This is a genomic window from Mesorhizobium sp. M7A.F.Ca.MR.148.00.0.0 (assembly GCF_003997735.1).
Classification (GTDB): domain Bacteria; phylum Pseudomonadota; class Alphaproteobacteria; order Rhizobiales; family Rhizobiaceae; genus Mesorhizobium.
Map to the genome: position 1 here is coordinate 69114 of NZ_RZTB01000007.1, position 18615 is coordinate 87728.

General features: G+C 63.9%; 18 protein-coding genes. 11 read left to right on the top strand and 7 right to left on the bottom strand.

From position 1 onward, the window contains the following. Positions 1–88: 88 nt before the first annotated feature. Both EOB49_RS04535 and infC read right to left on the bottom strand, forming a co-directional pair. On the bottom strand, positions 89–715 hold the full coding sequence (locus tag EOB49_RS04535; RefSeq protein ID WP_127380269.1) for an isoprenylcysteine carboxylmethyltransferase family protein: 627 nt from the start codon (positions 713–715) through the stop codon (positions 89–91). A 128-nt stretch (positions 716–843) separates the two neighbouring features. Next, a complete protein-coding gene (gene infC, locus EOB49_RS04540; protein ID WP_013528312.1) occupies positions 844–1380 on the bottom strand; it encodes a translation initiation factor IF-3 in 537 nt (178 codons plus the stop codon). A gap of 205 nt (positions 1381–1585) precedes the next feature. Here infC and EOB49_RS04545 point away from each other — a divergent pair, with 205 nt between their 5' ends. From EOB49_RS04545 to EOB49_RS04565, 5 genes are all read left to right on the top strand, one after another. Next, entirely contained in the window at positions 1586–2356 is a 771-nt protein-coding gene (locus EOB49_RS04545; RefSeq protein ID WP_127328540.1) for an alpha/beta hydrolase, read from the top strand. After that, entirely contained in the window at positions 2356–3498 is a 1143-nt protein-coding gene (locus EOB49_RS04550; protein ID WP_127380270.1) for a benzoate/H(+) symporter BenE family transporter, read from the top strand. Before EOB49_RS04545 ends, EOB49_RS04550 begins: the two co-directional genes overlap by 1 nt. A 118-nt stretch (positions 3499–3616) precedes the next feature. Then, positions 3617–4099, top strand: a complete 483-nt coding sequence (locus EOB49_RS04555) for a DUF2852 domain-containing protein (protein WP_127380271.1) — start codon at positions 3617–3619, stop codon at positions 4097–4099. Between the two features lie 100 nt (positions 4100–4199). Continuing rightward, the gene (locus EOB49_RS04560; RefSeq protein ID WP_127380272.1) at positions 4200–4958 is read left to right on the top strand and encodes a M48 family metallopeptidase; all 759 of its coding nucleotides are present in this window, start codon (positions 4200–4202) and stop codon (positions 4956–4958) included. Continuing rightward, positions 4959–5426: a hypothetical protein gene (locus EOB49_RS04565; protein ID WP_127380273.1), complete on the top strand. Its 468-nt coding sequence runs from the start codon at positions 4959–4961 to the stop codon at positions 5424–5426. It begins immediately after the preceding gene. Between the two features lie 15 nt (positions 5427–5441). Here EOB49_RS04565 and EOB49_RS04570 read toward each other — a convergent pair whose 3' ends face one another. Next, positions 5442–5660, bottom strand: a complete 219-nt coding sequence (locus tag EOB49_RS04570; RefSeq protein ID WP_127380274.1) for a hypothetical protein — start codon at positions 5658–5660, stop codon at positions 5442–5444. Between the two features lie 112 nt (positions 5661–5772). Between EOB49_RS04570 and EOB49_RS04575 the strand changes: the two genes are divergently transcribed. From EOB49_RS04575 to EOB49_RS04600, 6 genes are all read left to right on the top strand, one after another. Next, the gene (locus EOB49_RS04575) at positions 5773–6432 is read left to right on the top strand and encodes a phosphoribosylanthranilate isomerase (RefSeq protein ID WP_127380275.1); all 660 of its coding nucleotides are present in this window, start codon (positions 5773–5775) and stop codon (positions 6430–6432) included. A gap of 92 nt (positions 6433–6524) precedes the next feature. Then, positions 6525–7745: a tryptophan synthase subunit beta gene (gene trpB, locus EOB49_RS04580; RefSeq protein WP_127380276.1), complete on the top strand. Its 1221-nt coding sequence runs from the start codon at positions 6525–6527 to the stop codon at positions 7743–7745. A 63-nt stretch (positions 7746–7808) separates the two neighbouring features. Beyond that, entirely contained in the window at positions 7809–8648 is an 840-nt protein-coding gene (gene trpA / locus EOB49_RS04585) for a tryptophan synthase subunit alpha (RefSeq protein WP_127380277.1), read from the top strand. A 45-nt stretch (positions 8649–8693) separates the two neighbouring features. Continuing rightward, a complete protein-coding gene (gene accD, locus EOB49_RS04590) occupies positions 8694–9620 on the top strand; it encodes an acetyl-CoA carboxylase, carboxyltransferase subunit beta (RefSeq protein ID WP_013528321.1) in 927 nt (308 codons plus the stop codon). A 119-nt stretch (positions 9621–9739) separates the two neighbouring features. After that, the gene (locus tag EOB49_RS04595) at positions 9740–11065 is read left to right on the top strand and encodes a folylpolyglutamate synthase/dihydrofolate synthase family protein (RefSeq protein ID WP_127380278.1); all 1326 of its coding nucleotides are present in this window, start codon (positions 9740–9742) and stop codon (positions 11063–11065) included. Positions 11066–11090: 25 nt separating this feature from the next. Further along, positions 11091–11510 carry a VOC family protein gene (locus EOB49_RS04600; protein ID WP_127380279.1) on the top strand — a complete coding sequence of 140 codons (420 nt, stop codon included), beginning with the start codon at positions 11091–11093 and terminating at the stop codon, positions 11508–11510. 24 nt (positions 11511–11534) lie between these two features. Here EOB49_RS04600 and EOB49_RS04605 read toward each other — a convergent pair whose 3' ends face one another. The 4 genes from EOB49_RS04605 to addB all read right to left on the bottom strand — a co-directional run. Beyond that, complete coding sequence (locus EOB49_RS04605) at positions 11535–11816, bottom strand: cupin domain-containing protein (protein WP_127380280.1); 282 nt, start codon at positions 11814–11816, stop codon at positions 11535–11537. 131 nt (positions 11817–11947) lie between these two features. Further along, positions 11948–12271 (bottom strand): thioredoxin, encoded by a 324-nt coding sequence (trxA, locus tag EOB49_RS04610; RefSeq protein WP_127380281.1) that lies wholly within the window; start codon positions 12269–12271, stop codon positions 11948–11950. Between the two features lie 76 nt (positions 12272–12347). Further along, positions 12348–15869, bottom strand: coding sequence for a double-strand break repair helicase AddA (addA, locus tag EOB49_RS04615; RefSeq protein ID WP_127380282.1), 3522 nt, complete (start codon positions 15867–15869; stop codon positions 12348–12350). Further along, a partial coding sequence (gene addB, locus EOB49_RS04620) for a double-strand break repair protein AddB (protein ID WP_245472476.1) occupies positions 15866–18615 on the bottom strand: 2750 nt, incomplete at its 5' end. The genes addA and addB, both read right to left, overlap by 4 nt.

The following is an 18615-nucleotide window of genomic DNA, read 5'->3' on the forward strand; positions in this document are numbered from 1 at the left end:
GACTTGCAGGATAATTCAGGCGGATTTAATGCATGTCGCCTCTTTTGACTGCCTACCGCCGCTCAATACAGCGACTGCCTATCGCCGCTCAATACAGCCAGAAGAGGACGGGAATTACACCGCTTTCCTGTCCGGACTCGATGAGTTCGAAAAACGGTATGGAAACCAGAAACATCAAGCCGTCGCGCAGCGTGTGATTGAAGATGCGCGGTGTGAAGGTGACCTCGGCCTGATCGCGATAAAGCCGGGGATTGGGAAAAAAACGCGGCACCCGTGCGACGTAGTCCTTGTACGGCGCCCCGAGCACGGTCGCCAAATGCCGTTCCTCGCGCAGCGTGACGATGTGGAACGCGGCCGCGCACAAAACCGCCGACGCTACCGCGACGATCGCGCTGCCGGTCTGGGTGCCAATGCCGACGGCCGCTACGGTGGAGAAAAAATACAGCGGGTTGCGCATCACCGAATACGGGCCGGTTGTAACCACTTCGGCCGACTTGCGGCCGCCGATATAGAGGATCGACCAGAGCCGGCCGCCGATCCCGATCAGTATCAGGGCGATCCCGTGCGCCTCTATGCGTTCGTGGGTTAGTTCATCGTGCGGGGAGCCGCCGAAGATCAGCAAAGCGCAAAAAGCACCGATTAGCAGCGCCAGCAGGACCCGCCGGCGCCGCTGATAGCGACCCATTTCACTTGTAGAACGTGCCGCAGCGGTCATAGGAGAATCCTTTCGCCGCGAGGACCGGCAACCAGAATCCTTGTCGATGCAACTTGCGGAGAAATCATGGCGAAGACAAAACAAACAAAAGGCCGCCGAAGCGGCCTTTGCTTTTGACGGGGATCGCTCTAGCGCGGCGACAGCACCATCATCATCTGGCGGCCTTCGAGCTTCGGTTCCGCCTCGACCTTGGCGATCGTCGCCACTTCCTCGCGAACCTTGTTCAGAAGCTGCATGCCGAGTTCCATATGCGCCATCTCGCGGCCACGGAAGCGCAGCGTCAGCTTGACCTTGTCGCCTTCCTCGAAGAAGCGGCGAACCGCCTTCATCTTGGTCTCGTAGTCATGGCTGTCGATGTTCGGGCGCATCTTGATCTCCTTGATCTCGATGACCTTCTGGTTCTTGCGCGCCTCGGCCGCCTTCTTCTGGTTGGCGTATTTCAGTTTGCCGAGATCGAGTATCTTGACGACGGGGGGCACCGCATTGGGCGATATCTCGACGAGATCGAGCCCAGCCTCTTCGGCGAGCAGCAATGCGTCGTTGATGGAAACATCGCCGCGGTTCTGGCCTTCGGCGTCGATAAGCTGGACCCGGGGAACCCGGATGTCACGGTTGGAGCGCGGGCCATCCTTGGTCGGCGCCGCTGCTTTGAAAGGTCTGCGAATGGTCGTGGTCTCCTTGGCCGTTTCGTTCAGGGTCTGTCAGTGTTGATGCATGGACGCGCCAATGTGGTGAGCGCGCGGGCGGAGTCAATAGCACAGCATTGACAGAAAATCACCCTGATCGCTGCTCTGCACCAAACAAAGAACATAGTGAGCACTTTTCGCCACGCCACCGGCCGTGTCACAAGACCGGCTTGAGGAAAAAGCCATGAACGCCACGCCCCCAACCTTTCTGGATGTCGACGGATCGCGCATCGCGGTGCGCCATACGTCAGGTGATAGGCCGGGCATCGTCTGGCTCGGCGGTTACAAGTCCGACATGCTGGGCACGAAGGCGCAGACGCTGTCGGACTGGGCGGCAAAAGAAGGCCGCGCCTTCCTACGCCATGATTATTCCGGCCATGGCGAATCCGGCGGCGCCTTTGCCGATGGCACGATTTCGACATGGCTTGCACAAAGCCTTGCCGTGTTCCGGCATTTCACCCGCGGCAGGCAGATCCTGGTCGGCTCCTCGATGGGCGCCTGGATCGCGCTACGCATGGTGCAGGAATTGCGCAAGGCTGATGACAGCAACGTCGCTGGCCTGGTGCTGCTGGCGCCGGCCCCGGATTTCACCGCCGAACTGGTCGAACCGGTGCTGACCAAGGCGCAGAAGCGCGATCTCGCCAAAAAAGGTTTCTTCGAAGAGCCGTCGGACTATTCCACAGAACCCTACATCTACACCCGCGCGCTGATCGAGGACGGGCGCGACAACCGGGTTATGACAGGCCCGATCGACACCCATTGCCCTGTGCACATCCTGCAGGGCCTGGCCGATGCGGACGTGCCTGCAAGCCACGCACTGAAGCTGGTCAGCCTGCTGCCCGCGGACGACGTGACACTGTCACTGATCCCCGACGGCGACCATCGCCTGTCGCGACCGCAGGATCTCGACATGCTGGTGCGGGCCGTCGATGCGATGGCGCAGAGAGGAAACTGATGCGCCTTTCCATCCCGATATCCGCCTTCGTCGCGGCGATCGTCGGCTTCGGCGGCACGCTGGCCATCGTCATCGCAGCCGCCACCGCAGTCGGTGCGACGCAGATAGAGACGGCAAGCTGGGTGACGACGATCTGCCTGGCCATGGCGATCGAGAGCCTGTGGCTGTCATGGCGCACGAAGATGCCTGTCATCACCGCATGGTCGACGCCGGGCCTGGCGCTGATCGCGGCATCGAGCGGCTTTTCGATGAGCGAGGCCGTCGCCGCCTTCATCGTCACCGGCGTCCTTCTGGTCGCCACAGGGCTGTTTCGGCCCCTGACCAAGCTGATCTCGAGGATACCGCCCTCGGTCGCCTCGGGCATGTTGGCTGGTATCGTCGTCACCTTCGCGCTCAATGCGGTGAAAACCATTCCAATCGACCCGTGGCTGATCCTGCCGCTGATCGCTGCCTTCTTCGTTATCAGGCTGTTCAACCCGGCGCTGTCGGTGCTGGCGGTTCTGATTGGCGGTGGCCTCGCCGCTTTCCTCACCGGCCGTGTCGGTGGCCTGCCGACACCGGAACTGTCGACGCTGACGCTGATTGCGCCCGATTTCACCGCCAAGGCGATGATCGGTCTGGCACTGCCGCTCTATCTCGTCACCATGGCCTCACAGAACCTGTCCGGCCTCGCCGTGCTGCGCGCCGCCGGCTATCACCCGGAGCCCGGCCCGCTGATCGGCGTCACGGGCCTGTTTTCGCTGCTGTCGGCGCCGTTCGGCGGCTCGACGACCAATCTGGCGGCGATCTCGGCGGCGATCTGCACCGGACCGGACGTCCACCCCGATCCCGCCGAGCGATGGAAGACCGGGCCGTTCTATGCGCTCGCCTATCTCATCTTTGCTATTTTCGGCGCTTCGCTGGTGGCGATCTTCGCGGTGCTGCCGCAGAGCCTGATCGTGCTGGTGGCAGGCCTGGCGCTGATGGCGTCGCTCGCCAACGCGCTGTCTATCGCGCTGAAGGAAGAGGCGGATCGCATGGCCGCCACCGTCACCTTTGTCGTCACCGCGTCGGGTCTGACGCTGTTCGGCGTTGGCGCCGCATTCTGGGGCCTGATTGCCGGGCTGGTCGTGCTTTTCCTCGATATGATCAAAAAGCGATAATCATTTCAGATGCTTGTCCGGATTTGGCGGACATTGTCTTGAATCGCCGTTTTTCTCTTCCCATTTCGATTCCACGCAGCCCGGATTTGGCTGTCTCCAACCGAAGGAATGGGAGAAAATGAACGCATCCGCATTGATCCGTCCGGCCTGGACGCCGGCAACCATCGCGTTGATGGTTGTAGGTTTCATGGTGTTCTGGCCACTCGGCTTCGCCATGCTCGCCTACATCATCTGGGGCGACCGCCTCGATGGCTTCAAGCGTGACGTCAACCGCGCGACCGACGGCATCTTCGCCGGCTGCCGCCGCGGTTCCGACAAGGCCGCGCGCTGGGGCAATGGCTCCACCCGCACCGGCAACGTCGCTTTCGACGAGTGGCGCGAAAAGGAACTTGAGCGGCTGAACGAAGAGCGCCGCAAGCTCGACGAGATGCTGACCCAGTTCGACGAGTATGCCCGCGAATTGCGCCGCGCCAAGGACCAGGACGAGTTCGACCGGTTCATGGCCAACCGCAACAAGTCGACGGCTCCGACGAAGACCGATCCAAGCACCGGAACGACGACCACCAAGCGTGGCAAGGGCTCGAACCTGCTTGACGACTGAGGCCAAGCGACTGGCCACATCGTGAAAAAACGGCGTCGCGCGAGCGGCGCCGTTTCTTTTTTGTTCTAGTCGTTTTTCTCGAATCGCGTATCGTCCCGCCATGACTCTCGGCTTCTTTCGCAATCTGACAAAGCCCAAGCCCACGCCTGTCGTTGAGCGCGAATATTGCGTCGCCGGCCGCACGCTGCCGCTCAAGATCGTCGAGAGCGCCAGGGCGCGCCGAATGACGCTGCGCATCGATTCAGGCGGCCAGGGTCTACGCATAACCGTGCCGCCAGGCCTGCGCCGCGGCGAAGTGGACAGGTTCCTCGAGCGGCACCAGGACTGGCTGGAGCAGCGACTGGCCAAGGTGCCGACGCGGCCGCAGGTGCGGCCCGGCATCAGGATCCCGGTGCGCGGCGTGCCGCACCGCATCGTCCATGAACCGTCAAAGCGCGGCACCGTCACCGTGTCGCGCGACGAACGTGGTCCGCTCTTGATCGTGCATGGCGACCGCATACATCTGCCGCGCCGCCTCGCCGATTTCCTCAAGCGCGAGGCCAAGAAGGAAATCGAGAAGCTGGTGGCCAAACACACCGAGGCGCTCGGCAAGCGCGCCAAGGCGATCCGCTTCAAGGACACGTCAAGCCGCTGGGGTTCATGCACCTCCGAAGGCAATCTGTCCTTTTCCTGGCGCATCATGATGGCGCCGTCGCCGGTCATCAATTATCTCGTCGCGCATGAAGTGGCGCATCTCAAGGAGATGAACCACGGTCCGAAATTCTGGAAATTGTGCGAAAAGCTCTGCCCCGACACCGATCGCTGCAAGGACTGGCTGAAGCGCAATGGCGGTGCGCTGCAAGCGATCGTGTTCGAGTAGGTGACTGCGAAGATCGAATATCGACTGATTGGAGCGGGTTGGGCAATCTGCGATGTTGCGGTTGAAGATCTTAAGGCAACCGTGGCGGCATCCTATCTGGGCGACACACTGAATGAGTTGCTTTGCGCCACGCTGAGCGCGCTGGAGGGCACCAGATATTCCGCCGCACGCTTTTGCGATGAACCCAGTGAGTATCGCTTTGTCCTGATGCCGAAGGATGGCTTTGTCAGAGTGCGAATACTGGAGTTTTCAGAATTGTGGTCTGACGAGCCCGATGACTTCGGTGCCATAAGGTTGGATGCCATCTGCGGTTTGCGGGAGTTTGCTGAGGCAGTTCTCAGCGCCGCCCGTGCGGTTCTGAACACCCATGGTATCAAGGGTTACAAGGAGAATTGGGGCAGACATGAGTTTCCATTGGAAGCTATGAACAAGCTGAGCCGCGCGTTGGGAGTGGCGACGCTCCAGTGACCAGGGTTTCAACCGTCAATCGTCATTCGCGGCGTTGAGCTCCTCGGGCCGCAGCCCCTCATCGCCATGATGCGGCCACGGCAAGAAATTGCCGTCGAAGGCATCACCGCCGAAATAGTCGAGCGCCCGGTGCGCCTCGGCGCCGTTGAAGGCGGCCTTGTCGATCAGGTGCGCGATGACCTCGCGCGCCTGCGCGATCTTCTGCCTGAGTTCGGCAATTGTCCTGTCGGTCATGATCGTGCTCCCGCCATGTGTCCTATTCATCCATAGGTAGCGCCTTTGGCCGCGCCGGCAAACAGCATGCTTTTTCTCGACTCTTATCGCTTTTCATGCCAATTCCCGCGCCATGGCACTCGACATCAAGATCTGCGGCTTGAAGACCGACGCGGCAATGGCCGCGGCGCTGGCCGGCGGCGCCAGCCATGTCGGGTTTATCTTCTTCGCCAAAAGCCCACGCTATGTCGAACCCGCCGAGGCTGGCCGCCTGCGCGAGGCGGCGCGCGGCAACGCGACGGCGGTTGCTGTCACAGTCGATGCCGGCGACGCTTTCCTGGATGAAATCATTGCCCAAATGCAGCCTGACATGCTGCAACTGCATGGCGCGGAAACGCCCGACCGAGTGGCCGAGGTCAAAGCCCGCTATGGCGTGCCGGCGATGAAGGCGCTGTCGGTCAGCGAGGCTGCTGACCTGGAGCGGATAAAGCCGTTCATCGGCATAGCCGACCGGTTCCTGTTCGACGCCAAGCCGCCGAAAGGCTCAGAGCTGCCGGGCGGCAATGGTGTGGCCTTCGACTGGCACATCCTCGCCGGCCTTGACGGCAGCGTCGATTACATGCTTTCCGGTGGGCTCAACGCCGCCAATATCGGCGATGCCCTTCGGCTTGCCGACCCGCCCGGAATAGACATTTCCTCAGGCGTGGAAAGCGCACCGGGCGTCAAGGATCCGGCGCTGATCGCACGGTTTTTCCGGGCCGTCAGGACCGCGCGGAACACCCGCGCAGCCTAGTAGTGCCTTAAACCAGAGCATGTCCCGGAAAAGTGGGAACCGGTTTTCCGACAAGGACATGCTTCATAAGTCAAGATGCCAGGAGATCGGCGATGAACAAGCCGGCGACACCCAATTCCTTCCGCACCGGACCCGACGAACAGGGCATGTTCGGCATTTTCGGCGGTCGTTTCGTTGCCGAAACGCTGATGCCGCTGATCCTCGATCTGGAGCGGCACTGGAACGAGGTCAAGAACGATGCGGATTTCAGGGCCGAGCTGACTGACCTGTCGACCCACTATGCCGGACGGCCGTCGAAGCTCTATTTCGCCGAAGGCCTCACGAAGCATCTCGGCGGCGCAAAGGTCTATTTCAAGCGCGAGGATTTGAACCACACCGGTTCGCACAAGATCAACAACTGCCTCGGCCAGATCCTGCTGGCCAAGCGCATGGGCAAGAAGCGCATCATCGCCGAGACCGGCGCCGGCCAGCATGGCGTGGCATCGGCCACGGTCGCGGCCCGCTTCGGCTTCCCCTGCGTCGTCTATATGGGCGCCACCGACGTCGCCCGGCAAAGCCCCAACGTCTTCCGCATGAAGCTGCTGGGCGCCGAAGTGCGGCCGGTGACCGCTGGTCACGGCACGCTGAAGGACGCCATGAACGAGGCATTGCGCGATTGGGTGACCAATGTCGAGGACACCTATTACCTGATCGGCACCGCCGCCGGCCCGCATCCCTATCCGGAGCTGGTGCGCGACTTCCAGTCGGTAATCGGCACCGAAGCGCGGGCGCAGATCCTCGAGCAGGAAGGCCGGCTGCCGGACACCATCATCGCCGCTGTCGGCGGTGGTTCGAACGCCATCGGCCTGTTCCATCCCTTCCTCGACGACAAAGAGGTTCGCATCATCGGCATCGAGGCCGGCGGACGCGGCCTTGACGGCATCGAGCATTGCGCCTCGATGAATGCCGGCGCGCCGGGCGTGCTGCATGGCAACCGCACCTATCTCCTGCAGAACGCCGACGGACAGATCATGGACGGCCATTCTATCTCGGCCGGTCTCGATTATCCCGGCGTCGGCCCCGAGCATTCCTGGCTGCGCGATTCAGGCCGCGTCGAATACGTGCCGATCCTCGACGACGAGGCGCTGGAGGCCTTCAAGCTGACGACGCGCGTCGAAGGCATCATCCCGGCGCTGGAATCCGCGCATGCCATTGCGCATGCGGTGAAGATCGTGCCCGCCATGGACAAGGACCAGATCGTCATCGTCAACCTGTCCGGCCGTGGCGACAAGGACGTGCATACGGTGGCCTCGATGCTGGGTATGGAGATCTAGGCCCCTTTGGACAGTTTCGATTTGGGAGTTGATTATGAGCAAAATTCGTCCAAAGGGCCAGACATGGTGACCCGCATCGACCGCCGTATGGCAAAACTGAAAGCCGAAGGCCGCCCGGCGCTCGTCACCTATTTCATGGGCGGCGACCCTGGCTACGACACCTCCCTGTCGATTATGAAGGCACTGCCCAAGGCCGGCGCCGACATCATCGAGCTCGGCATGCCGTTCTCCGATCCGATGGCCGACGGCCCGGCGATCCAGGCGGCGGGCCTGCGCGCGCTGAAGGGCGGCCAGACGCTGGTCAAGACGCTGAAGATGGCGTCCGACTTCCGGACCAGTGACAATGAAACGCCGATCGTGCTGATGGGCTACTACAATCCGATCTACATCTATGGCGTCGACCGCTTCCTCAAGGACGCGATCGCCAGCGGCATCGACGGGCTGATCGTCGTCGACCTGCCGCCGGAGATGGACGAGGAACTGTGCATTCCGGCGCTGAAAGCCGGCATCAACTTCATCCGGCTGGCGACGCCGACCACCGACGACAAGCGCCTGCCGAAAGTGCTGCAGAACACGTCGGGCTTCGTCTACTACGTGTCGATGACCGGCATCACCGGCTCGGCGCTGGCCGACACCGGCAAGGTGGCGGCGGCGGTCAAGCGCATCAAGGGCCACACCGACCTGCCGGTCTGCGTCGGCTTCGGCGTCAAGACCGCCGAGCAGGCCCGGGTGATCGGCGCCAATGCCGACGGCGTCGTCGTCGGCACCGCGATCGTCAATGCGGTTGCCAATGTGCTGGGACCGAAGGGCGAAAAGACCGCCGATCCGGCCGAAGCCGTCGCCACGCTGGTCAGCGGCCTTGCGCAAGGCGTGCGCTCGGCCCGCCTTGCTGCTGCCGAATAGTTCTCCTACCTCTTCCCAATCCTCGTCAGGACAGGAGCCGAAGCGATGAACTGGATCACCAATTACGTTCGCCCGAAGATCAATTCGATGCTCGGCCGGCGCACCGACATGCCCGAGAACCTCTGGATCAAGGATCCGGAGACCGGCGAGATGGTGTTCCACAAGGACCTGGAATCCAACCAGTTCGTCATTCCGTCCTCCGGCCATCACATGAAGATCTCGGCCAAGGAGCGGCTGAAATTCTTCTTCGATGGCGGCAAATACGAGACCCTGGACAACCCCAAGGTGATGCAGGATCCGCTGAAATTCCGCGACGAGAAGCGCTATGTCGACCGGTTGAAGGACGCCAAGGCCAAGACCGGCCTGGAGGACGCGATCATCAATGCGCTGGGCACCGTCGAGGGTCTGCCGGTGGTGGTCACGGTGCAGGATTTCGCCTTCATGGGCGGCTCGCTCGGCATGGCCGCCGGCGACGCCATCGTGCATGGCTTCGAAGTGGCCCTGCAGCGCAAGCGGCCGCTGATCCTGTTCGCCGCTTCCGGTGGCGCGCGCATGCAGGAAGGTATTTTGTCCCTGATGCAATTGCCGCGGACAACGGTTGGTGTCGACCGGCTGAAGGAAGCCGGCCTGCCCTACATCGTCGTTTTGACCAACCCGACCACGGGCGGCGTGACCGCCTCCTATGCCATGCTGGGCGACGTGCACATTGCCGAGCCCGGCGCGCTGATCGGCTTTGCCGGACCGCGCGTCATCGAACAGACGATCCGCGAGAAATTGCCCGACGGCTTCCAGCGCTCCGAATATCTGATGGAGCACGGCATGGTCGACATGGTCGTATCCAGGCTGGAAATGCGTGAAACGATCGCGCGCCTGCTCAAGATGCTGCTCAAGCTGCCGGAAGAGCAAAAAACGCTGGAGCCGGAAATCCTGCCCCCGGCGGTGGTCGCCGCGGAAGCTCGGCCGCAAGCCTGAAGCGACACGAAGCGCCGCGACCGCGATTGCACGGGTGCTTCGGCGCGCTGTAGCTTTTGATTGCCATGGCCATCCGAAACCGATTCTGGTTTTCACGGCTCATGCGCTAGGATTCTGCCATGACGACGCTTGCCGCCGACCGCGAAATCGAAGCCCTGATGGCGCTTCATCCGAAAGGCTTCGACCTTTCGCTCGACCGCATTTCGCGGCTGCTGGAGCGGCTTGACAATCCGCAGGATCGGCTGCCACCGGTCATCCACATCGCCGGCACCAACGGCAAAGGCTCGTGCGCCGCCTTTTCGCGCGCCCTGCTCGAGGCCGCGGACTACCGCGTCCATGTCCACACCTCGCCGCATCTGGTCAACTGGTATGAGCGTTACCGGCTGGCCGCCGATGGTGGCGGCAGGCTGGTCGAGGACAGGGTTTTCGCCGATGCTATTGCCCGTGCGGCCAGAGCCAATGAAGGCGAGAAGATCACCGTCTTCGAGATTCTCACCGCCGTCACCTTCCTCTTGTTTTCCGAACACCAGGCCGACGCCGCCATCATCGAGGTCGGGCTCGGCGGCCGCTTCGACGCGACCAATGTCGTCAAGGAGCCGGCCGTGTCAGTGATCATGCCGGTGTCGCTCGACCACGAGGCCTATCTCGGGGACCGTGTCGAACTGATCGCGGCCGAAAAGGCCGGTATTATCAAGCCCGGCTGTCCGGTGGTCATCGGCGCGCAGGAGAGCGAAACGGCGCTGCAGGTGCTGATCGAAACCGCCGAGCGGCTTGAATGCCCCACCTTCGTCTACGGCCAGGACTTCCTTGCCTTCGAGGAAAACGGCCGCATGGTCTACCAGGACGAAGACGGCTTGATGGACCTGCCACCGCCCAGGCTGCCCGGACGCCATCAGTTCGCCAATGCGGCGGCGGCGATCGCCGCGGTCAAGGCGGCCGGTTTCGAGATCAGCCATCGCGCCGCCGAAAAGGCGATGATCAATGTCGCCTGGCCAGGGCGTATGCAGAAGCTGATGCAGGGCCGGCTGGCCGAACTGGCACCCAAGGGCGCCGATATCTGGCTCGACGGTGGCCACAATCCGGGGGCCGGCGTGGTGGTTGCCGAAGCGTTGGCCGAGCAGGAAGAGAAGAACCCGCGTCCGCTGTTCCTCATCTCGGGCATGATCAACACCAAGGACCAGAGCGGCTATTTCCGTGCCTTCAAGGGCCTCGCCCGGCATGTCTACACGGTGCCGGTGAGCCTTAGCGAGGCCGGCGTGCCAAACGACGAACTGGCGGTCCGCGCGACGGAAGCCGGGCTGACCGCCGAGCCGGTGAGTTCCGTCGCCAGCGCGCTGATGCTGTTGCGCGACACCTGGGACGGCCCGGCGCCACGCATCCTGATCAGCGGTTCGTTGTATCTGACCGGCGCGGTGCTGGCCGAGAACGGCACCCCGCCGACCTGAAGGATTTTTCTGCGAGGAGCCAGTCATGATCAAGGTCAAGCAACTCGCCCATGTCTGCATCTTCGCCAACGACCTTGAAGCGACACGAAGCTTCTATCGCGACGTGCTGGGCATGGACACCCGCTTCAATTTCCTGCGTGACGGCAAGATTTTCGGGTTCTACCTCGATTGCGGCGGCGGCAGCCATGTCGAGGTGTTCGGGAAAAACGAGGCCCGCTATGGCGACCTGAACCAGATCAACCACTTCTGCCTAGAAGTGGAGAACATTGATGCCGCGATCGCCCACATCAGGTCGAAAGGTGTCGACGTCACCTCAAAGAAACTGGCCTGCGATGACACATTTCAGGCCTGGATCCGCGATCCAAACGACGTGAAGATCGAACTGTTCGAGTATACCGAAAAAAGTGCACAATTCGCCGGCGGCGACCGCATAGCCGACTGGTGAAAAGCGCCTGCCAGCCCTGACGGCTTACTTCAGCTCGATCTCGATAAAGGCGTATTCGCCTTCATTGGCGTTGATGACGTCGTGCTCGACGCCCTCCTTGCGGAAATAGGGCGCGCCCTTCTTCATTTCGGCGAAGGTCTCGCCGTCCTTGGTCAACAGCTTCACCTTGCCGTCCATCAGCGGCACGACGACATAGTCGTGGCCGTGGCGATGCCAGCCGGTGTTTTCGCCCTGCGCAAAGCGGTACTCGGTGACGATAACGCGCTCATTGTCGATGAAGACGGTGGCCTTGGCGGATCCGGTCATGGGTTTCTCCTGTCTGGCTCAAGCAGATGACATGGAGTGGCCGGACGCGAGAGCCAGAGCCACGCACCGATGACGCCAACAAAAAGCCCGGCGCGAGGCCGGGCTTGATGGTCATATGAATTTCAGATGGATCAGGCGAGATTGCCGTTGATCCAGTGCGACAGCGCGGTCTTGGGCGCCGCACCGACCTTCATGTCGGCCATTTCGCCGCCCTTGAAGATCATCAGCGTCGGGATCGAGCGCACGCCGAACTGGGCGGCAAGCTCCGGATTCTCGTCGATGTTGAGCTTGGCGATCTTGACCTTGGCGCCAAGTTCGGTGGCAATGTCTTCGAGCGCCGGCGCGATCATCTTGCAGGGACCGCACCATTCCGCCCAGAAATCGACGACGACCGGTACGTTGGCATCAAGCACGTCAGTCTGGAAGTTGCTCTTGTCGACCTTCACGGTTGCCATATGGAAAAATCCTTTTGAAAGTTTTTGTCCCACCAAATGTGGTGGCGATCGCGCCCTTCTTCAAGCAGGTGTTGTGTCACGCTCCCGTGAGTCGGGCAAGGGCGTCGTCCATGGCACCGGCCGGCAGCTCGATCAGCCGCGGCGCCTCGGTGAACAGCAGGGCCGCCTTGACCGTGCGGCCGGGATAGAGCGGCTGCAACAGGGCGCGATAGAGCGCGAGCTGGAGCAGGTAGGCCGGCGGCACCTCGGCCAGAGTGGCGGGCGCCGGCCGGTTGGTCTTGTAGTCGACAATCGATACCGTGTCCGGCGTCACCGCCAAACGGTCGATCTTGCCGGAAATCGAGCGCTTTTTGCCCTTGATCTCCAGGCTGCCCATGATCGCGACCTCGGCACGTGACGATGGTGCAAACAGCTGACCGAAGCCGACGTCGGCAAGGATCGATGTGACCGACGCCAGGGCTTTTTCGCGCTCTGACGGCGGCCAGTCCGCGCCCGTTCGCAAGAGATAGCGCTCCGCCGCGCGCTGGCGTTCGGGCTCGGCAATGCCGGGCAGCATCTGCAGCAGTTTGTGCAGGGCAAGCCCGCGCAGCACCGCAAAGCCCGGCTCGGCATCGGCGTCGAGCACCGGCGACGCCTTGTCGACCACAGCTTCCTTGCCTTCGTCTATCAGCGCCGCAGCACCGGATGGCGACAGCGGGCGCGGCAGATCCTCGAAGGGGGGCAAGGGCCGGAACAAGGTCGCCGGCAGAGGTCCGAAAGCATCCGTCGGCCGCGCCTGCTCGCCGGAAGCCAGTGCGACCGGCGGCAGCTTGGTGACATGGAAACGATGCACCGGCTCGCCGCCGGCGGGATGCGCACGCTGCTCGCTTTCCGGCGCACCGATCAACGCGCGGCTGACGATCGAATGCCAGGTGCCGGCGTTCGGCGCTCGCTTGCCGTGATAGCCGCAGACGATCAGCCGGTCCTCGGCACGGGTCATGCCGACATAGAGCAGCCGGCGGTATTCGTCGTCGGCGAGTTCCCGTGCCCGCGCCGCCGCTGCTTTGGAAAAGCCGTTGGCGACGTCCCTGGCAGAGCGCCAGAGATAGCCCTTGCCGTCCCAATTCGCGCCGGAGCCATCGAAGGGCATCAGGCGCGGCTGATGCTGGTCACTGAACGGGGCGGAACCGCCATCGACCAGGAACACGACCGGCGCTTCCAGCCCCTTGGCGGCATGCACGGTCATGACCCGGACCTCGTCGCGGGTCTGGTCCATCTCGCGCTTGATCTCGGGACCGGCGTTTTCCAGCGTCGACAGGAAGGCTTCAAGCCCCGGCAGACCGGTCCGTTCCTCGGCCAGGCAGAAGCTGAGGAACTCGTCGAGGATGTCGCCGGCTTCGGGCCCGAGCCGCGCGATCATCTTGCGGCGCACGCCATCACGCGCCAGCAGCCCGGCATAGAACTCGAATACCGGCTTGAACGCGGCCTCATTCGCCCAGGTATCGAGCCGGGCGACGACCGCCGCCAGTCGCTCACTGTCACCGGCGTGCTGGCGCAGCGATGCGATCAACGACAGGCCAGCCGGCCTCTGCGCGGCGAGCGTGAAAAGCGTCTCTTCCGGCAGATCGAAGATCGGGCTGCGCAGCACGGCGGCGAGCGACAGGTCGTCCTGCGGCTGGATGAGGAGGTGACCGAGCGCGATCAGGTCCTTGACCGCGATGTGACCTGGCAGGCTCAGCCGGTCGGCGCCGGCAACCGGAATGTCGCGGCGTTTGAGTGCGCGGGTCAGCGCATGGACGAAGCGATCGCGCTTGCGCACCAGCACCAGCACGTCGCCCGGCCGCAGCCGCTTGCCGCGGCCTTCGATGATTTCGCCACTGCCGATCCAGCCGGCGATGGTGGCGGCGACGTTCTCGGCCACGCGCACCGCCGGCGCGTGCGCATGGTCGATGGCTTGCGTCCAGTCGTCGGGCTCATCGACGGCTTCAGTGCCGACTGACGGCCAAACCTCGACATAGCCCGGTGCGTCGGTGCGGATCGCCTGGTGGCGCAGCGGATCGGGATCATGGCTGATGCCGCGCCGCACGGCTGGATCGGCGAAGACGCGGTCGACCGCGGTCAGAACATCGTCGGTCGAGCGGAACGACCAGGTCAGCTTGAGGTCGGCAAAGGACGCCTCGGCGTCGCGCACTCGTCCGGCGAACAACAGCCGGCTGTCGGCGAAGGAGTCCGGGGCGGCACCCTGGAACGAATAGATCGACTGCTTCTCGTCGCCGACGGCGAAGACCGTGCGATGGACCCTGTCGCGCGCGCCAAAGCCGGCAAAGAATTCTTCCGCCAGCCGCTTCACCACTTCCCATTGGTCGGGGCTGGTGTCCTGCGCTTCGTCGAGCAGGATATGATCGATGCCCTGGTCGAGCTTGTATTGCACCCATGGGCCGGCGTCTGGCCGCGCCAGCAGGTTGACGGTGCGGGTGATCAGGTCGTTGAAATCGAGAAAGCCGCGGCTGCGCTTCAGCATTTCGTAGCGGGCGATCAGCCAGTCGGCGATGGTCAGCGCCGCTCTTGTACCCTCCAGCATCCGGAACAGGGCCAGCCGGTCGGTGGTTTCGACGACGGCATTGGCGGCCGAGAGATAGCGCTCCGCCAGATCCGGCAGCCGGTCGACCAGAGCCTTCTTGAAGGCCTTTGCCGGGTCGTAGGCGTCGCCATCGGTCTTGAGGAAGGCTCGCGCGAGCAGTTGCAGGCGCCGAATGGGTTCGCCCTCGGCGAAAGCCTGCCGCGCATAGGGCAGGATGTTGTTCAGCACCGATCTGGCGTCGGTGGCCTCGGCTGCGCGGGCGAAGCCGGCAAAATAGTCGGGCAGGAAACCCGGCAACGGCCATACCGAAGCGGCTATGCCCTCGGCCGTCTGGCCTGGATGGAAATGGAATTCGTCGAACAAGGCCTGGAAGCGCGTGCCGTCACCACGCCCGACGGCGTCGATGAAATTGCGCAGGCCGTCGCGCTTGCGCACGATCTCACCCAGCAAGGCGTCGAGCCCGGCTTCGCCGCCCCGATCGAGAATGGCGGCAAAAGCCTCGGCCAGATCCCTGTCGCCGGCGGATGTGCCGGAAATCATCTCGCGGCGCGCCGCGGCAAACAGCGAGGCCTCCATCTGGCCGTCGAGCATCTCGAAATGGGCCGGGATGTTGGCCTCCAGCGGAAACTGGTGCAGCACCGATTCGCAGAAGGCATGGATGGTCTGGATCTTCAGCCCGCCGGGTGTTTCCAGCGCCTCGGCGAACAGGCGCCGCGCCCGGCGCATGGTCTCGAGATCCGGCCGGCGACCTTCCAGAGCCTCGACCTTTGCCGCCAGATCCGCGTCACCAAGCGTCGTCCATTCCGACAATGTCGAGAACACCCGGTTGGACATGTTGGCGGCGGCGGCGCGCGTATAGGTCAGGCACAGGATCTTCGACGGATCGGTGCCGCGCAGCAGCAACCGGATGACGCGCTGAGCCAGCACATGGGTCTTGCCGGATCCGGCATTCGCCGACACCCAGGCGGAATTGCCGGGATCGGCGGCGCGGGCCTGGCTGGTCGCGGTGTCGCTGGGGATCGGATAGGCCTTTTTCATGCCTCCCCTCCCTCGTCGCCGGCATCGCCGCCTGCCGACCATTCGAGCACGCGGGCAAGATGGTCGTAGTCGCCATCGGTCTCGCCTTCGCGGAACGGCAGCGCGCGCGACAGATAACCCGTCGCAGGATCGGCATAGTGGATCAACAGCTTTTCCAGCCGCGCCCAGGCCTCTTCGGCAAGATCGGTCGCGGTCCGCGGCTGGCGATTGTGTTCGAGGATGGATTCCTCGAACACCTCGCCATTCGGCTTCAGCCTGATGAAGGCCAGTTGAGAGGGCTCGCGCGCGCCCAGATCCTTGAAGGCGCCGCGCCTGAGCAGCGCGCCCTCCAACGCCAGTTGCGGCGCAAGCAGTGTGTGCGCCTGCGCCTTGGACGGCGAGGAACCGGTCTTGTAATCCAGTATGTCGGCCATGCCGCCGGCCAGCAGATCGACCCGGTCGGCGTAGCCGGACAGAGTCACGCCGGATTGGCCGACGACAGTCTTGCCGGCGCGCTCCTCGGCATGGCGCCTTGTCACTGCATCGGCGCGCGTGCGCTCCCACTCGATGATGTTGGCGGCGAGTTTCTCGAAACGTGGCCACCACACCGCCTCGACATCGGCCGGAAGGGCCGCTTCGGCGAAACAGGCGCGGCCGGCGGCGATAAGGCCGGCAAGCGCATCGGGGGTGCCCGGATCGGCGACGCTGCCTGAGAACAGGTGCAGGATGGCGTGAAACAACGTGCCGCGCTCGGCCGCACCGGGGTCGCGGATGACCTGATCGAGCGGCATCAGTCCAAGGATCCGTCTCGCATAGACAGCGTAGGGATCCCGGCGCAGGGTCTCGATCTCGGTGACCGAGAAATGCGTCGGGCGCACCGACAGCGGCGGCTTCGGCTGCGGCCGTGGCGCGAAATCCCGCCTTGGGCCTGTATCCAGCGCGCGCGCCCAGGCGAGCAGTTCGTCGCCACGCCGGCGCAGCTCCGCTGCCTGATCGTTGCCGATAAAGGTCAGCAGCCGCTGAAGCCAGCGCGACGGCACGGCGGGGGCGTCGCCGGCGCGCGCCGAGCGGGACAGCACCACTTTCCCAGCGCCCATGGCCATCTGGAAATCATGCGCGGCAAGGCCGATGCGCCGCTCGGGCGGTTCGAGGTCGATACCGGTCTTCATCAGCCGCGACATGAAGCGGTCGCTCTCGGGCTTGCGCGGCCATACGCCCTCGTTGAGCCCGCCGATGACCAGCGTGTCGACTGTTTGCAATCGGGCTTCCAGCGCACCCCAGATGGCGATGTTCCGGTCGGTGCCTTGTGCCGGCTTGACCGTTTCAGGCGCGATCAGCGCCGCCATGATATCGGGCCACTCGGGCGCCGCGAAGGACAGCGACGCCGAAGCCGCGACCAGCCCGCGCAGCAGTTCGGCAAGCTTCTCGCCGGCATCACCGGCATAGAGCTCGCCAAGACCACCGTCGGCGGTGCGGCCGAGATTTTCGAGTGTGGCGACGCTGGCCCTGACAAGCGCGGCAAGGTCGGCATCGTCCCGGCCGCGGAAAGCTGCGAGCGGCGCCAGCGCTTGCTTGAGACGTTCAAGCAAACTCAGCGCGTTTTCGATGGCACGCACAGTCAACCGGGAAAACCAGAAGGGGGGCCGGCTGCCGCCACCCAGGCCGGTGAGGCGGGCCTCGAACAGTTCCGGCAGCGAAACGATGTCTGGGCGGCCGGTGCCGCCGCGCAGCGCCACCAGTTCGACCAGTTCCGCCGCGTGGCGCACATCGGCCCGTTCGAGGCCGAGGCCAAGCAGCGGATGCTTGAGCAGCGACAGCAGGCCAACCGGATCGCCTGGCCGGAACAGCGCCTCGAGCACCAGCCTGAGCAGGCTGGCCGCCGGGGTGTTGGCGAGCGGCGTGCCACCGGAATCGTCGGCGACGACGCCGAAGCGCTGGAGCTCGATCGAAACGCGCCGTGCCAATGCGCGATCGCCGGTGACGAGAGCCGCCCTTTGGCCGGGCTGTTCGACCGCGCGCTTGAGCGCGACGGCGATGGCGACGGCTTCATCACGTTCGCTGGCAGCTTCGAGCAAGGTCACCTCGGCGAAGGCGCCGGCAATGTGGGACGCCGGGAAACCGGCACGTGTCTCGGCCCAGAGTTCGGTGGTCTCGGCCGGCCGCAGCGCTTCGCCGACAAGAGCGGCGCGAAGCGCAAGTCGCGGTTCGGCCACGCCAATCTCCTCGACGTCGCCGCGCAATACGCCGATCTTGCCTATCAGCCTGGCCAGGCCATATTGCGGGTGGCCGAGCACAGCTGGACGCGCGCCGGGCGCGGCAATCGCCTGGAATGACGCTTCGTCCAGCGTTCGGTCGAGACCCGGCAGCACAATGGCGCCGCCGGGCAGGCGCGCGATGGCGGCAAGCAGTTCGGCCGTGGCGGGGATCGAGCCGGTCGACCCTGCGGCGATGACCGGGCCAGCGGGCGGATTGCGCAGCAGCCGCGCCGCCTCGGCGCGGATCAGCGCGCTGCGATGCGCGGCCGGATTGGAGCGGTCGCTTTGCGCGAGGAATTTCGGCCAGGCTTCGGTGACGATGCCGAGGAATTCGAGGGTCACCTGCCACCATCCGGCAAGGTTGCCGGTCACCAGATCGGTGAGCTTGGCCCAGTCCGTTCCTTCCGTCTCGATCTCGTCCATCAGCCGGGCGAGATCGCGCGCCAGCCAGATCGCGTCGGCGGTGGAAGCCGGGATGACGATCTCCTCGGCGAAAAGGGCAGCGACATGCG

Coding starts and splice junctions, on each gene's coding strand:
- EOB49_RS04535 (WP_127380269.1), bottom strand. CDS start 715: ATGACCGCTGCGGCACGTTCTACAAGTGAAATGGGTCGCTATCAGCGG.
- EOB49_RS04545 (WP_127328540.1), top strand. CDS start 1,586: ATGAACGCCACGCCCCCAACCTTTCTGGATGTCGACGGATCGCGCATC.
- EOB49_RS04550 (WP_127380270.1), top strand. CDS start 2,356: ATGCGCCTTTCCATCCCGATATCCGCCTTCGTCGCGGCGATCGTCGGC.
- EOB49_RS04555 (WP_127380271.1), top strand. CDS start 3,617: ATGAACGCATCCGCATTGATCCGTCCGGCCTGGACGCCGGCAACCATC.
- EOB49_RS04560 (WP_127380272.1), top strand. CDS start 4,200: ATGACTCTCGGCTTCTTTCGCAATCTGACAAAGCCCAAGCCCACGCCT.
- EOB49_RS04570 (WP_127380274.1), bottom strand. CDS start 5,660: ATGACCGACAGGACAATTGCCGAACTCAGGCAGAAGATCGCGCAGGCG.
- EOB49_RS04575 (WP_127380275.1), top strand. CDS start 5,773: ATGGCACTCGACATCAAGATCTGCGGCTTGAAGACCGACGCGGCAATG.
- trpB (WP_127380276.1), top strand. CDS start 6,525: ATGAACAAGCCGGCGACACCCAATTCCTTCCGCACCGGACCCGACGAA.
- trpA (WP_127380277.1), top strand. CDS start 7,809: ATGGTGACCCGCATCGACCGCCGTATGGCAAAACTGAAAGCCGAAGGC.
- accD (WP_013528321.1), top strand. CDS start 8,694: ATGAACTGGATCACCAATTACGTTCGCCCGAAGATCAATTCGATGCTC.
- EOB49_RS04595 (WP_127380278.1), top strand. CDS start 9,740: ATGACGACGCTTGCCGCCGACCGCGAAATCGAAGCCCTGATGGCGCTT.
- EOB49_RS04600 (WP_127380279.1), top strand. CDS start 11,091: ATGATCAAGGTCAAGCAACTCGCCCATGTCTGCATCTTCGCCAACGAC.
- EOB49_RS04605 (WP_127380280.1), bottom strand. CDS start 11,816: ATGACCGGATCCGCCAAGGCCACCGTCTTCATCGACAATGAGCGCGTT.
- trxA (WP_127380281.1), bottom strand. CDS start 12,271: ATGGCAACCGTGAAGGTCGACAAGAGCAACTTCCAGACTGACGTGCTT.
- addA (WP_127380282.1), bottom strand. CDS start 15,869: ATGAAAAAGGCCTATCCGATCCCCAGCGACACCGCGACCAGCCAGGCC.